At 49.4% G+C, this 13,445-nt stretch carries 13 protein-coding genes; 5 read left to right on the forward strand and 8 right to left on the reverse strand.

Going from position 1 to position 13,445, the window contains the following annotated elements:
* The first annotated feature begins 50 nt into the window (after positions 1 to 50).
* Together VFT64_11755 and VFT64_11760 are read left to right on the forward strand one after the other, a co-directional pair.
* A complete protein-coding gene (locus VFT64_11755) occupies positions 51 to 782 on the forward strand; it encodes a DNA-formamidopyrimidine glycosylase family protein (protein ID HEU5048504.1) in 732 nt (243 codons plus the stop codon).
* Between the two features lie 90 nt (positions 783 to 872).
* Positions 873 to 2,144: an Hsp70 family protein gene (locus VFT64_11760; GenBank protein ID HEU5048505.1), complete on the forward strand. Its 1,272-nt coding sequence runs from the start codon at positions 873 to 875 to the stop codon at positions 2,142 to 2,144.
* A gap of 1 nt (position 2,145) precedes the next feature.
* Here the strand turns inward: VFT64_11760 and VFT64_11765 are convergent, their stop codons facing one another.
* Both VFT64_11765 and VFT64_11770 read right to left on the reverse strand, forming a co-directional pair.
* The gene (locus tag VFT64_11765; GenBank protein ID HEU5048506.1) at positions 2,146 to 2,583 is read right to left on the reverse strand and encodes a YaiI/YqxD family protein; all 438 of its coding nucleotides are present in this window, start codon (positions 2,581 to 2,583) and stop codon (positions 2,146 to 2,148) included.
* A gap of 4 nt (positions 2,584 to 2,587) precedes the next feature.
* Positions 2,588 to 2,830, reverse strand: a complete 243-nt coding sequence (locus tag VFT64_11770; protein HEU5048507.1) for a GIY-YIG nuclease family protein — start codon at positions 2,828 to 2,830, stop codon at positions 2,588 to 2,590.
* 166 nt (positions 2,831 to 2,996) lie between these two features.
* Between VFT64_11770 and VFT64_11775 the strand changes: the two genes are divergently transcribed.
* The gene (locus VFT64_11775; GenBank protein ID HEU5048508.1) at positions 2,997 to 4,337 is read left to right on the forward strand and encodes a DEAD/DEAH box helicase; all 1,341 of its coding nucleotides are present in this window, start codon (positions 2,997 to 2,999) and stop codon (positions 4,335 to 4,337) included.
* A gap of 5 nt (positions 4,338 to 4,342) precedes the next feature.
* Here VFT64_11775 and recQ read toward each other — a convergent pair whose 3' ends face one another.
* Positions 4,343 to 6,196 carry a DNA helicase RecQ gene (recQ, locus tag VFT64_11780; GenBank protein ID HEU5048509.1) on the reverse strand — a complete coding sequence of 618 codons (1,854 nt, stop codon included), beginning with the start codon at positions 6,194 to 6,196 and terminating at the stop codon, positions 4,343 to 4,345.
* A gap of 61 nt (positions 6,197 to 6,257) precedes the next feature.
* Positions 6,258 to 8,135, reverse strand: a complete 1,878-nt coding sequence (locus tag VFT64_11785; GenBank protein HEU5048510.1) for a hypothetical protein — start codon at positions 8,133 to 8,135, stop codon at positions 6,258 to 6,260.
* 250 nt (positions 8,136 to 8,385) lie between these two features.
* On the opposite strand from VFT64_11785, the gene VFT64_11790 reads away from it, so the two are divergent.
* Positions 8,386 to 8,619: a hypothetical protein gene (locus VFT64_11790; GenBank protein HEU5048511.1), complete on the forward strand. Its 234-nt coding sequence runs from the start codon at positions 8,386 to 8,388 to the stop codon at positions 8,617 to 8,619.
* An 11-nt stretch (positions 8,620 to 8,630) separates the two neighbouring features.
* Here VFT64_11790 and VFT64_11795 read toward each other — a convergent pair whose 3' ends face one another.
* Positions 8,631 to 9,062 (reverse strand): DUF1489 domain-containing protein, encoded by a 432-nt coding sequence (locus VFT64_11795; protein HEU5048512.1) that lies wholly within the window; start codon positions 9,060 to 9,062, stop codon positions 8,631 to 8,633.
* Positions 9,063 to 9,192: 130 nt separating this feature from the next.
* Between VFT64_11795 and VFT64_11800 the strand changes: the two genes are divergently transcribed.
* Positions 9,193 to 9,522 carry a hypothetical protein gene (locus VFT64_11800; protein HEU5048513.1) on the forward strand — a complete coding sequence of 110 codons (330 nt, stop codon included), beginning with the start codon at positions 9,193 to 9,195 and terminating at the stop codon, positions 9,520 to 9,522.
* Between the two features lie 107 nt (positions 9,523 to 9,629).
* Here the strand turns inward: VFT64_11800 and VFT64_11805 are convergent, their stop codons facing one another.
* From VFT64_11805 to VFT64_11815, 3 genes are all read right to left on the reverse strand, one after another.
* Positions 9,630 to 10,001 carry a hypothetical protein gene (locus VFT64_11805; GenBank protein ID HEU5048514.1) on the reverse strand — a complete coding sequence of 124 codons (372 nt, stop codon included), beginning with the start codon at positions 9,999 to 10,001 and terminating at the stop codon, positions 9,630 to 9,632.
* Positions 10,002 to 10,095: 94 nt separating this feature from the next.
* On the reverse strand, positions 10,096 to 10,782 hold the full coding sequence (locus VFT64_11810; GenBank protein ID HEU5048515.1) for a response regulator: 687 nt from the start codon (positions 10,780 to 10,782) through the stop codon (positions 10,096 to 10,098).
* Entirely contained in the window at positions 10,779 to 13,445 is a 2,667-nt protein-coding gene (locus VFT64_11815) for a sensor histidine kinase KdpD (protein HEU5048516.1), read from the reverse strand. Before VFT64_11815 ends, VFT64_11810 begins: the two co-directional genes overlap by 4 nt.

Here is a 13,445-nt window from a genome sequence, read left to right on the forward strand (position 1 = left end):
GGGGGAGTTCATATAGAAATTTAATAATTCGTACAGTAACGTTTATAATTATGCCGGAAGGTCCATCTATTGTTATTTTAAAAGAACTCGCCTCCCCTTTCGCTCGCAAAAAAGTTATTGCGGTGAGCGGTAACGCGAAGATTGATAAAGGCCGGGCTGTAGGCCAGACCGTTGTTACATTTAAAAGCTGGGGCAAGCATTTTCTCATCTGCTTCAAGGATTTCACGATCAAGATACACCTTATGCTGTTCGGCTCCTACCGCATCAATGAAGAAAGAGAGATGACACCGCGCCTCAGCTTGAAATTCAGGAACGGCACGCTGAACTTTTATGCCTGCTCGGTCAAGATACTGGAAGGCGACTTGGACGAGATATACGACTGGACAGCCGATGTAATGTCGGATGAATGGGATGCTGAGGCAGCCAAAAGAAAGCTTAAAAAACGTCCCAATATGCTGGCATGCGATGCATTGCTGGATCAGGATATTTTTGCCGGGTCGGGCAATATTATTAAAAATGAGGTGCTGTTTCGCCTGAAAATTCATCCTCTCTCCACGATTGGCGCCTTACCAGCCGGGAAATTAAAAGAGATGACCGATGAGGTCAGAAATTACAGCTTTGACTTTCTGAAATGGAAAAAAGCCTATGTCCTTAAGAAGCATTGGCTGGTGCATACCAAACGAACCTGCCCGCAATGCAAGAACCCGTTAAAAAAAGAATATCTGGGAACTTATCACCGGCGCACTTTCTTTTGTGAACTGTGCCAGGTTCTATATAAATAATTCCCTTCGCCAGATCTTATACAGCCGCTATTTTCAAGCAAGACTGTTTATGGTATCAAGCTCGCAAACCATAAAGAGAATCACAAAGAAATGCGTAAGAAACTATCCTGCGGGCTCGATTTCGGCACGTCCAACTCAACATGCGCCATATCCGGCAAGGACGAGGTGAAACTTGTCCCCCTTGAAAAGCATAACCTCACCCTGCCCAGCGCCCTGTTTTTTTGCGACGACGGCAATATTCTTTTCGGACGCGAAGCCATTGGGACCTATATGGAGGGTGAAGAAGGCAGATTGATGCGGGGATTGAAATCGATCCTGGGCACTTCCCTGATGCAGGAAAAAACCGTTGTACAAAACCGTTCCCAAAGTTTCATCGATATTTTATCCACCTATATTGGCCATCTCAAACAAAAGGCGGAGTCATTCTGCGGGGACAGAATTGAGAATGCGGTATTCGGGCGCCCCGTCCATTTTCATGATGACGACCAGGAAGCGGACCGCCTCTCTCAGCAAACCCTGGAAGATATAGCCAAATCGCTGGGATTCAAGCATGTGGTCTTTCAATACGAACCTATTGCCGCCGCATTTGCGCATGAACAGAATGTGAAGACCGAAAAACTTTCGCTGGTAATCGATTTAGGTGGCGGCACGTCCGATTTCACGATCATCCGCCTGTCTAACCAGAAATCACCTGCTGCCAATCGTGAACAGGATATTCTTGGCACTACCGGTATAAGAGTGGGAGGTACAAATTTCGATCAGCATTTATCCATGCAGGCATTTATGCCCTATCTCGGCCTTCATTCCAGTTACCGTTCCGACTTTGAAAACGCGAAGATTCTCCAGGTGCCGCTGTCCCCTTACATTGAACTGTCCGACTGGTCGAAGGTCAATTTCGCGCAGACGCGGCAGGCCATCAAAAACACTGAGGACTTACTGCGCAAAGCGCTGGAACCGCAAAAACTGGAGCGCCTGTTGAACGTTCAGCAGCAGAAACTTGGGCATGCTTTCCTGCAGGAAGTCGAACACGCAAAAATAAAACTGACCGATCATGCAGAAGTGCATAGCGACTTCAACCGCATGGGACTTGGCTTTAGCGTCGCCGTAACCGTACAGGAATTTGAAAAGATTATTGAGGAATGCATCAGAAGAATTTCCCTGTCGATCGAAGAATGCATCAAGCTCGCCGGAATTGAAAAACACCAGATCGAACTCGTAATTCTCACAGGCGGTTCAAGCGAACTGCCCGCGATTAACCGCCTTGTGCAGGAGCATTTTCCGGCAGCGGAAGTCTCCAAAGAGAATAAGTTTGGCAGCGTTGGACTCGGCTTAGCCTATAATGCACACACTGTTTTTGCATAACCTATTTCTTCTGGATCAGCATATCCAGCGACTGCAGAAACTGGGAGCGATCTTTCTTGGAAAAGCTGGGATTGTATCCACTGATCTCTCCTGCTTCCCGCAGATGAGCGTTTAATTCGCGCAAGGATAATGCAGAACCTATGTTCTGTGCCGTAAATATATGCCCTGCATGATTGATAACTTTACAATGCTTATCCAGACATCGCGCAGCAAGCGGAATATCAGCGGTAATAACAATATCGCCTGCCTTAACCTGCTCTACGATCCAATTATCCGCAGCATCGAATGCACTGCTTACCACGACCTGTTTTACATTTGGCAGGCGAATCGGACGCATTCCCTGATTGCTGACCAGCGTTACCTGCAGCACATACCGTTCAGCAACACGAAGAATTTCTTCCTTCACCGGACAGGCATCATTATCCACAAAGATCTGCATGGCTCTATTCCCCGATAAGCGCCAGTTTCTGTTCTCTCGTTAGAGACTTAATTTCCGCTTCGCGTTTCAACGCGTCACTTCTGCTGGAATGTTCTTCCATATGAAGTACCTTATACGGTGCACGGCCTCTTGTATATTTTGCGCCTGTGCCATTAGCGTGCTGTACAAGACGATGCTCCATATCGGTTGTAATACCCGTGTAAAGCGTTTGGTCGGCACATTCCAGAATATATACGGTCCATGGCAAAGATTCTCCTTTATATTTCATGCTGTTATATATCACCCAAAGGTTGTGCTTGACCCAAAACTGCCCGCCGAGTAGGAAATGTGCGCCCTCAAAGCCCTTTTTTATAATGGTGTTTTGAATATAGCCATTAAAAATAAGGGCAATAGCCCTATAGAAAAGGATATCTGTGACTACCCGCACTTTCCAGGAACTTGGCATTATAGAGCCCATTACACGCGTGCTCGCCAATAATAATTATACCCACCCCACCCCGATCCAGCTGAATGCGATTCCTGCATTGCTGGAGGGTAAGGATATGCTTGGCATTGCGCAGACGGGAACCGGAAAGACAGCCGCTTTTTCCCTGCCGCTGTTACAGAAACTCTTTCAGACCCAGAAGCCTTACGTTCCCCGCAGCGCGCGCGCACTGATATTAGCGCCCACACGTGAGCTTGCCGTGCAGATTACCGATAACTGCAATGATTACGGCCAGCATCTGTCTATGCGCCACTGCGTTATTTTCGGCGGCGTATCACAAGGTCCGCAGGTGAATTACATGTCCAAAGGCGTGGACCTGCTTATCGCCACGCCGGGACGTCTGCTCGATCTGATTAATCAAGGGCATATAGACCTCAAAGCCGTGTCGCATCTCGTGCTCGACGAAGCCGACCGTATGCTGGATATGGGCTTTATCAAAGATATCAAAAAGATTATCGCCACTATTCCCAAAGAACGCCAGACCATGCTGTTTTCAGCAACCATGCCGCCTTCCATCAGCTCTCTGGCGCATAGCATCCTTAAAGATCCCGTGAAGGTCGAAGTGACGCCGAAAGTGGTCACGGTGGAGCGGATCGACCAAAGCGTCCATCATATTAAACGAAGCGAGAAGAACGCGTTGCTGGTGACATTGCTTGCAAATCCGGCGATGGATAAAGTCATCGTCTTCAGCAAGACCAAGCATGGGGCGAATCGTATAGCAAACCAGCTGGAAAATGCCGGAATTGTTTCCGCCCCTATTCACGGCAATAAATCACAAGGCGCGCGGCAGAAGGCATTGGAAGCCTTCAAAACCGGGAAAGTCCGTGTTCTAGTGGCCACCGATATTGTGGCACGCGGGATCGACGTTGACAATGTGAGCCATGTTATCAACTTTGATCTTCCGGACGAGCCGGAGAGCTATGTTCATCGCATCGGCCGCACTGCACGTGCCGGAACCGGCGGTGTTGCTATAGCGTTCTGCGATGAAACGGAAAAGAAACTGCTGCGTGACATTGAAAGAACCATACGGCGCGAACTGAAAGTAGTACCCACGCCAACGCTGGTGAAATTGCAGCCTCTTACAACGAACCATCATCCAGAACGCCAGCTCGCTTCCGGCGGCAATCATCGTAACGGTCCACGTGGTGATAATGCGCGCAAGGCCGAGCATGGGAAAGACCATCATCACCGCGAACATAGCCGTTCCGCCAATCCTAAGGCATCCCATAACAGGCGCGGCGGGAAACCGGGCGGAAGAAGACCGAAGTAGGATCTTTACAAGTTATCTATAATAACCTGTAAAAAATCCTCGCCATAGCGTTGCACTTTGGCTTCCCCTACTCCGCTTATCTCGAGCATCTCTTCCGGGGTTTCAGGTTTCACCTGCGCCAGCTCAAGCAGCGTCCTGTCATGGAAAATGACATAGGGTGGGAGGTTATGGGTTCTGGCCAGCTCCATTCTTTTTTCCTTGAGCGCCAGAAATAATTTTTCTTCCGCCGTATTTGCCGCAGGGGAATAAAAACGCGCTTGTGTTGTTTTCCGCAGACTGCGCTTACCTTCGTATTTACGGAACCGGATCGGATATTTCTGTCGTAGGAAACGCTCCCCTTCAGCGGTAATTTTGAGACCGCTATGTTCTGCAATATCCACATCCAGCAGATTATGAGCAACGAGCTGGCGAAAGATACTTTGCCATTCCTGCCTGCTATATTCCTTACCGATGCCGAACGTGCTGACCTTATCGTGCCCAAAGCTACGCATCCGGTCGTCCGCCTGGCCAAGCAATACATCGATCAGATACGACACACCAAAACGCTGTCCGGTGCGCCACGCACAGGAGATCGCTTTCTGCGCCGCAATAAGCCCGTCAAACCCTTCCGGCGGCGACAGGCAGGTGTCGCAGTTGCCGCAAGGCGAGCCGGTATCGCCAAAATACTCCAGCATGATCTGCCTGCGGCAGCGCGTGGCTTCGCACAATCCGAGCAAAGAATTAAGCTTGCTGTGCTCGATGCGCTTCTGGTGCTCAGGCGCGTTGGATTGGTGGATGAAATTACGCTGCTGTGCAGCATCGTTCATGCCGTAAGTCATAAACGCTTCCGCCGGCAGACCGTCACGCCCTGCCCGTCCGGTTTCCTGATAATACGCTTCAATATTGCGCGGGATCGTCATATGGGCAACAAAACGCACATCCGGCTTATCGATCCCCATGCCGAACGCCACCGTCGCCACCATGATAATATTATCTTCGCGCAGGAAACGTTCCTGGTTACGGCTGCGTTCTTCAGATGCCATGCCCGCATGATACGGCAAAGCTTTAAGTCCCTGCCCGCATAACCAGGCTGCCATTTCATCCGTTTGCGCGCGCGAGAAACAATAGACGATACCGCTCTCACCCGCATGTTCCTGCATGATAAAACGAAGGACCTGCTGTTTTGCATTATCCTTGATCGCAATGCGGTAACGTATATTCGGACGGTCGAAGCCGCCCAAGAATGCTTTGCCTTGTGAGAGGCTGAGACGCTCGATGATATCTTTGCGCGTGGGCGCATCCGCCGTAGCCGTGAGTGCGATGCGTGGAATCAGAGGAAAACGCTCCGCAAGCACGGTCAGCTGCGTGTAATGCGGCCTGAAATCATGCCCCCATTGCGAGATACAGTGCGCTTCGTCAATCGCAAACAATGCCAGCGGAGACTGCGCAAGCAAATCCAGGAAATCATCCATCAGCAGACGTTCCGGCGCGACATAAACCAGATCGATCGTCCCCTGGCGAATGGCATTCCTTGTCTGCCTTACATCCGCAGGAGTCATATTGGAATGGATCGCCGCAGCGCGTATGCCAAGTTCATTGAGCGCAGCGACCTGGTCCTGCATCAGCGCGATAAGCGGAGAAACGACAATACCTACACCATGGCGGCACAAAGAAGGTATCTGATAGCACAGCGACTTGCCGCTGCCTGTAGGCATCAGCACAAATGCATTCCCTCCGGCGATGACATGGTCGATGATCTCCGCCTGCTGTCCCCGAAAATGCTTATAACCGTAATGCTTGTGCAGTATGTGTATTGGAGAACCATGCACATGCGCAGGTTCATAAGATTCCATGACAGGCTGAGTGAGAGTAAGCTGCATGCTGTGCTTATAATGCAGAATGCATGATTAAGATACTAATGATGTATCTTTTTCTTACGAGTTAACGCGCACGCCCTTGAGTCTGCAAAGTAACCGCCTGTCCAACGCTGTGTGATTTAATAAAGCTTAAGTCCCGTGTAGCAGATACATCCAAGTGAAGCCGAATAGTATCATCATCAAAATTGGCAAGTGGAGCACGATGATAGGTCATAGAGAAATTATGATCTCGCCCATGCTGCCTGCGAATAGTATCGAGGTTGGTTTTCTCTCCGGTCTTTCCATTGGTCAGCGGAAGTTCCTGCGGATGGGATTTGATGATTTCCCGCATGTCCGGCCAAAGCTCGCTCAGACTCAGATACATATCCGCTTCCTGCTGGATGGATTGACGCACATATTCACCGAATGCCTTCGGATCGAATCCCTTATAGGCATGAGAGAGTTCTTGCTGCATCGTTTCAAGCATAGCGATACGGGCTGCTGTGCCCCCATCCCGCGCAGCTTCGATCTCATGCGCTATCTCAGCAGCCCAATCCCGGGCATTCTCCAGCATGGCAGCAATGATTTCGTCACTGACGGAAGTATCAATATCTGCATGCTGCCCTCTGGCATTCAGCAGCTTGATCTTCAATAGCGTGCCGATATCTTCATCGCATACGGCTTTCCCGATATTGCTGCGTTCCGGTGAACGCAGATGTGTCTGCCCGAACGGAATATACGCCGTTAAGCAATCCGGCTTAAGCGATTCGAGACGCATGGCAAAATCATCCACCCGCAAACCCCGAATGAATGGGCCCACGCCTGTGTCCCGGTTATCGATACCGAGAATCCCCCCATCAATCGAGTAACCTTCTGACGCCAGCATCGGCGTACCACTGCGGTCATTGGTGGAAGCAACAAATGCACAATGCATGGCATCAGGATTTTCCAGCTCCGGATAATGCGTAGCATAACGTAAGAAATCCGCTGCATCATAATCGGGCAATCCGGTTTTAAAGCCCTGCACAAACCGGACACGCCTCGCATCAGGTAATAACTGCCCTCCGGCCTCCCTTTCGCTTATATCTTTTCTGCCTTCCATCGTGATGGTATAAGGTTTAAGCCCATCAAAAATATCTGTTTCCGAATAATCCTTCACGAGAGTTTGTGAATCCGGACTGGTAGATTCGCTGTATTTTGTTTTATCCAGCCAAGGGTATAAATGCGTGAAGTTATGAAAAGGGGCACTATCGGTGGTGTTAGTATAAGGCTCACTGTCTGTACAGTTAACAAACTTATAAGTGGGTAGTGGAGGCAATTTCTTCACCGGCTGCATAACGGAGAAATAAGCACCCAGGACATCGTAAGTATTCACGAATATCGGCTTCCGCAGAATGTCGGCGATGCTTTTTTTCCATGTCTCAAATTCTTGGTGCCGGTAAGGCTCAAATTCTTTGAGTGTCTGATAAACCGGCTCACCGTTGATGGATTGTTCACGGCCATGAAAGAGTTCATTTTTTGGCCCGCGGTAATCGTTAATATTAAATCGCCCAGCCAATTCATAATGCCGCATGTCGTCATCCACATTCACCATACGGCTGCCTGTCGTATAAAGCAGCATGGCGTTCTTATTACCGCCGCAGGAACCGCCCAGCATGTTTTCCAGCAGCCCTTCCTCAATTTTTCCAGCGCAATCAGGCCGTGCCGCAAGCAATTTCTCTTTCATGGATTGAATGAAGCGTTGTTTGTCTTCGGGCATCACCACATAAACATCGTTCTTGCAGGCTTGGAGAGCGACGCGCATTTCCTCTAGTTCAGCCTCATATTTGGCCTTTGCCGCCGCGTCCATATGCTCGGGCTTATTATCAAGAAAGATCAGCGTAGGAACAGCTTTTTCATGGCCATGCCGTGCAAAATTTTCTGCATAGGATTGCGCAGTCCTGGCAGCATCGGCAGGACGCATGCTGGCAATGCAAAAGAAAAAGCTCTTGTCTTCAGCTTCTCTGTCCCGATACGACACCATACTTTACTTGAATTACCGTTCTGCAAATCACAGATTCAAATATATCCTAAAATATATTAATAAATCCACTAACATCCCGAGATTGTATAATGCAACCCAAAATACTATTGGGCTATAAACCAAGATTTCCAATTTACTTATTATAAAACAACACTTAGTTTGGCTTTAATAAATACAATGAGGAAAAAAGATGACCAATAAAGCCCTGGAAGAAGCACTTGATAATATTTACGCCTCTTTGAAAAATGATAATGAGAAACTGGATACGCATATCCATACATTAAAATCTATTATGCATGAACAGGGCATGAAGGCAGTAACAGTCGATACCGCAAAACTTATGCAGCCCAATCGTGAAGGCCGAAAGCTGATGCAGTCATATTTTAAAAAACGCGGCGTTATTGTGCAATTTGCAGCGGAATAATCATAAATCCATTAAAGCAGCCCAAGTTCTGCTAATTCGCGTAACATGGGATCGGGCATATCGCGAATATCGCCCTCAAGATCAGGCGGCGCATCCTTCCCTTCCAGATAACGCCACCCTTGAAACGGACGGCGCGGCTGAGGTGTAACGCGAATTAATTCAGGCTCGTAAACGATACCGCAATGCGGCATATCGTCATACATCATAGGCCGCAGCTCAAGAATGCGATTACGGCCGACGATAAAACCTTTGATAACCCAATAAATAGAACCGCCGGCTAATACCTCTTCAGCCCGTTTCGGCGTGCTGCGTGTGATATGGATAATCTCGCCTTTTTGCCCTTTAGCCGCTTTCTCGCAAGCCAGCCGGGTTTGCCAGTCCTGCAGGTCCTTCAAAGACCTTGGCCCGACGGCAAGCTTAATGAGATGCAAGTATTTGGTCATACAGGATATAAACGAATAATAGCGGTGCTGCGAGTCCGGTGCGAACCAACCTTTGATATAAAAAACAAATGGTTTTCTTATTTTTTCTTATCCAAAATAGGAGCATTTCAACCAACATCAAGGCAAATATATGAAATCAATAACAGGTTTTTTATTCGCAGTGGCAGGTTACATGGCGATGAGTGCCATCGCTGCTGCGGATAATGTAACGCAGGTGACCAATGGACCTGGGGATACGACAACGATGATTCAAACGCCAACCGGCACGACTACCATTACCACCACACCGGGCAAATCCATAGTCACTAAAACAAAAGACGGCAATAAAATCGAAATAGATTCTGATAATTCCGTTTATACGGTTTTCCCCGATGGAGCCAGGGTAGCAGCCACAAATGGTATGCATACATTGTCAGATGGCAGCGTCATTACCGTAAAAGACGGAAAGCGAATCCCCTGAGATAAATACGGAATTGCTTTGCGAACCCGTATGCAGATATTGCGTGAATTGATGATTTGGACGGATAGTGTAACACCATTACAGTAAATCTCTGTAAGCTGAATGGTTTAAGACCTGCTGATACTGTTTTTCCCCGGCGTTGCACCATTATTCACACTTTGCTGCCATTTACCATCTCCAATCTCTTCCTTTACAGCCGTCTTTGCCTCACTGCGGGCAGCCTGCAGTAATTCCTGCCTGTCTTTATCCTTTTCTTCCATGCTGACATTATGCGCCCGGTACTGGGCATAGATCGCCGTACCCCATGCGGCTATATTGGCGAGAACCGTTCCCATAACTGCTTTGGCCGCATTGCGTTGCGCAGCGAGTAATCCTACAAAATCAGAAAGAATAGCGGCAGTGGATGCCACAAACGATAACTGCATCCATTGGGAATGGGCAGAAGTTTCCTTTTGCGGTACCGACGGATCATTATGCATGAAATAACCTGGATTAGTGTTTCCATTATCCTAGGATTTTCTGCGTATAAGAAGCGTATCAAGGGACAAAAGGAGCGTAAATAAAACGTAAAAACTACGCTAAAAACCGGTAACCGATCCCTGCTTCCGTCACGATATAGCGCGGTTGCATAGGATTGTCGCCGAGTTTCTTACGCAAATGCTGCGCATAAATACGAAGATAATGGCTGTTTTCGTTGGAATGCTTACCCCAAACCTCTTTAAGCAATTGCGAATGCGTGACAACCTTACCCGCATGTTTCACAAGAATAGTCAGCAACTTATACTCCGTCGGCGTCAAATGGACTTCAATACCGCTGACAAATACCTGACGGCTCTCCATATCCACACGGACCTCCCCAGTCTCAAATACTGGCGTCTGTGTCTGCATATTTTTCTGGGCATGGCGCAATGCAACCTTCAACCGCGCAAGCAGCTCCGCTGAACCAAATGGCTTAGTCAGATAATCATCCGCCCCCAGTTCTAACGCCGCTACCTTATCCTGTTCCTGCCCGCGCGCGGAAAGCACAATGATAGGCAATGCACTCCATTCGCGGATATTGCGGATAACCTCCAGCCCATCCATATCCGGCAGGCCTAAATCGAGAATGATGATATCGGGCGGATGGGTTGCGGCAAGCTTGATGCCTTCTGCCGCTTTCTCCGCAAAACTCAAGTCATAAGCGCCCTCAGTAAGAATGACCTTCAGCAGCTTGCGGATTTCCAGTTCATCTTCAATAATCAGAACACGTATCTTGTTCATACTGCCACCGGTAATGTAAAGTGAAATGCTGCACCACCCTCAGGGCGGTTTTCGGCCCATATGCTGCCGCCATGCGCGGTGATGATCGTATGGCATACCGCAAGGCCAAGACCGCTACCTTTAGCGACTTCTCCCCGGTTTGCAGTGTAAAATTTATCGAATATTCTTTTTTCTTCACCCGCAGGAATACCGGGACCATTATCAGAAACACAGATATGAAGCTGTGAGGAGGTGCCGGATACCTCAATACAGATTATGCTTCCAGGCTGCGTGTATTTTGTCGCATTCTCCAGCAGATTCGTGAGGACCTGTTCAATCAGAACCCCGTCCATTTCGCCTACTGGAAGATCAGGCGCAGCATGTGTCTGCACATCATGTTGCGCCAGTTGAGGCGCAAGCCGGACAAGCACCGAACCGATCAGCTCTTCAATAAAATAAGGCTGTTTGTTCAATTGAAAATTAGCGGATTCCAGACGTGTTACGTCCAGCATGTTCGTAACAATACGCGAAAGGCGCGTCGCTTCCTGGTTGATTGAAGCTCCAAGCTCACGCAGTTGATCGCTGCTGAGCCTGCTTGCGTCAGTAGCAATGATGCCGGATGATCCCGTAATGGAAGCAAGTGGCGTGCGCAGATCGTGCGATACGGAAGAAAGCAGCGTATTGCGCAGTTTCTCCCCTTCCGCATCCACACGCAGCCTCTCCGCCGTTTCCGCTGCGTTGGCGCGTTCCACTCCCGAAGCCAGTAAGTTCGCAAACGTCTCGATAAGCGAACGCTCTTCCGGGGAAAATCTCGCTGTACTTTTTCGCGGAATGACGCCCAGGACACCCACAGTGCTATCTGCCGTCACAAGCGGAGCATAAAACGCATCAGCGCTGGACATGGTATCGGTGCCGAGTCCTGCGGGCCGCGAATTACTGAAACACCACTGCACAAGACTATTTTCCTTAATGACATCGCGTTGGGGAAGGCTCCCCCACACAGGCATCAATATGTCATCCGGGCCGGGAAGACACACAACAATTTCCGCCCCGATTGAATCACGTATATGACGCGCAGCCACTTCAGAAAGCGCAACGTGACCGCGTGTAGCAGCCATTTCGCGCGTAAAGGCGTAAAACATCTGCGAATGACGCTCACGCTTACGCGCAAATAAAGCCTGCAGTCGTAACCGGGAGGCATAGGAATTGATTACAAGACTCGTGGCCAGCATGACCGTCAGTGTCATCCAATAGGAACGGTCATAGATCTGCAGTGTGTAAAGCGGCTCGATGAAAAAGAAATTGAGACAGGCCGCACTGAGCAGCGCATACATCACGGAGGGACCTCGCCCTAATCTCGCCGATACCACGACATTACCCGCAAGATAGATCAGCACTTCGTCAATGGGCTTGATGAAGCCCCTTGCGCCTACCCCAGCCAATGTACATAGCGCGATGATCAGCATTGCTTGCAGATAAAGTGCTGGCTTAAACTGCACCAGTTCATTCGCACGTTCTTGCAGGGAGTGTTCAGGCATATCTCCGGTAATCACATAAACATCGATAGAACCACTCTTACGGATGACCTTATCCGCTAGCGTGCCGAAGACTATCTCTCGCCAGCGCGGCTTATTATGCTTGCCGATGACGATCTTAGTAATGCCATTATCGCGCGCATAGGCCATGATCTCATCAAGCGCATTCGTGCCCTGGAGCACTACCGTTTTACCACCGAGCCTTTCCGCCATGCGCAGATGCGATTCCAGCACTTTTTTCTGTTCATCACCAAGCTGGTAATGACGCGCATTTTCAACATAACCAGCCGTCCACGGAGCCTTAAACGCTGCGGCAATACGTTTGGCCGAACGCACCAGCGTTTCCGATAACGGATCAGGCCCTACACACACCAGCAGCTTATCCGCCACCGGCTGCAAGCCACGGATGCCTTCGCGGATCTTATAGGCATCCATCTGTGCATCCACACGCTCCGTCGTACGGCGCAGCGCCAGTTCCCGCAATGCAATCAGATTGCTTTTCTTGAAGAAATGCTCGGCTGCGCGTGTGCGGGCCTGTTCATTGATATAGACCTTGCCTTCACTTAAGCGCTTAAGCAGTTCATCGGCATTGATATCGACAAGCACGACATCTTCCGCGTTATCGAACACGGAATCGGGAACCGTTTCTTTCACCCAGACACCGGTTGTGCCTGCGACCATATCATTCAGGCTTTCCAGATGCTGGACGTTCAGCGTCGTATAAACATCAATACCTGCCGCCAGCAGTTCTTCCACATCGTTCCAGCGTTTGGCATGACGCGAGCCGGGAGCATTCGTATGGGCAAGTTCATCCAGCAGCAAGATGGCAGGCTTGCGATCAAGTGCAGCATCGATATCGAATTCCTTGACCGTCATGCCCCGGTAGGAAAGTTCTTTCTGGGGGATAACCGGCATTCCCTCCAGCAGCTTAAGCGTCTCCGCCCTGCCGTGCGTTTCCACCACACCTGCAACAATATCCACACCATCCAGCAAAAGCTGATGCCCGGAAGCCAGCATCGCATAGGTCTTGCCGACGCCTGCACAGCCGCCGAAGAATATCTTAAGTTTACCGCGAACAGCACTGCGCTCCTCAGCTTTGATCTTCCTGAGGAGTTGCTCCGGGTCAGGCCTGTTTTCGCGTTCATTCAC

It is taken from the genome of Rickettsiales bacterium, assembly GCA_035765535.1.
In the GTDB taxonomy this organism is placed as follows: domain Bacteria; phylum Pseudomonadota; class Alphaproteobacteria; order Rickettsiales; family JABCZZ01; genus JABCZZ01.

Excerpts from the sequence above, each read along its gene's own strand:
- VFT64_11755 (HEU5048504.1), top strand. The coding sequence starts at position 51 with ATGCCGGAAGGTCCATCTATTGTTATTTTAAAAGAACTCGCCTCCCCT.
- VFT64_11760 (HEU5048505.1), top strand. The coding sequence starts at position 873 with ATGCGTAAGAAACTATCCTGCGGGCTCGATTTCGGCACGTCCAACTCA.
- VFT64_11765 (HEU5048506.1), bottom strand. The coding sequence starts at position 2,583 with ATGCAGATCTTTGTGGATAATGATGCCTGTCCGGTGAAGGAAGAAATT.
- recQ (HEU5048509.1), bottom strand. The coding sequence starts at position 6,196 with ATGCAGCTTACTCTCACTCAGCCTGTCATGGAATCTTATGAACCTGCG.
- VFT64_11785 (HEU5048510.1), bottom strand. The coding sequence starts at position 8,135 with ATGCGTCCTGCCGATGCTGCCAGGACTGCGCAATCCTATGCAGAAAAT.
- VFT64_11790 (HEU5048511.1), top strand. The coding sequence starts at position 8,386 with ATGACCAATAAAGCCCTGGAAGAAGCACTTGATAATATTTACGCCTCT.
- VFT64_11795 (HEU5048512.1), bottom strand. The coding sequence starts at position 9,062 with ATGACCAAATACTTGCATCTCATTAAGCTTGCCGTCGGGCCAAGGTCT.
- VFT64_11800 (HEU5048513.1), top strand. The coding sequence starts at position 9,193 with ATGAAATCAATAACAGGTTTTTTATTCGCAGTGGCAGGTTACATGGCG.
- VFT64_11805 (HEU5048514.1), bottom strand. The coding sequence starts at position 10,001 with ATGCATAATGATCCGTCGGTACCGCAAAAGGAAACTTCTGCCCATTCC.
- VFT64_11810 (HEU5048515.1), bottom strand. The coding sequence starts at position 10,782 with ATGAACAAGATACGTGTTCTGATTATTGAAGATGAACTGGAAATCCGC.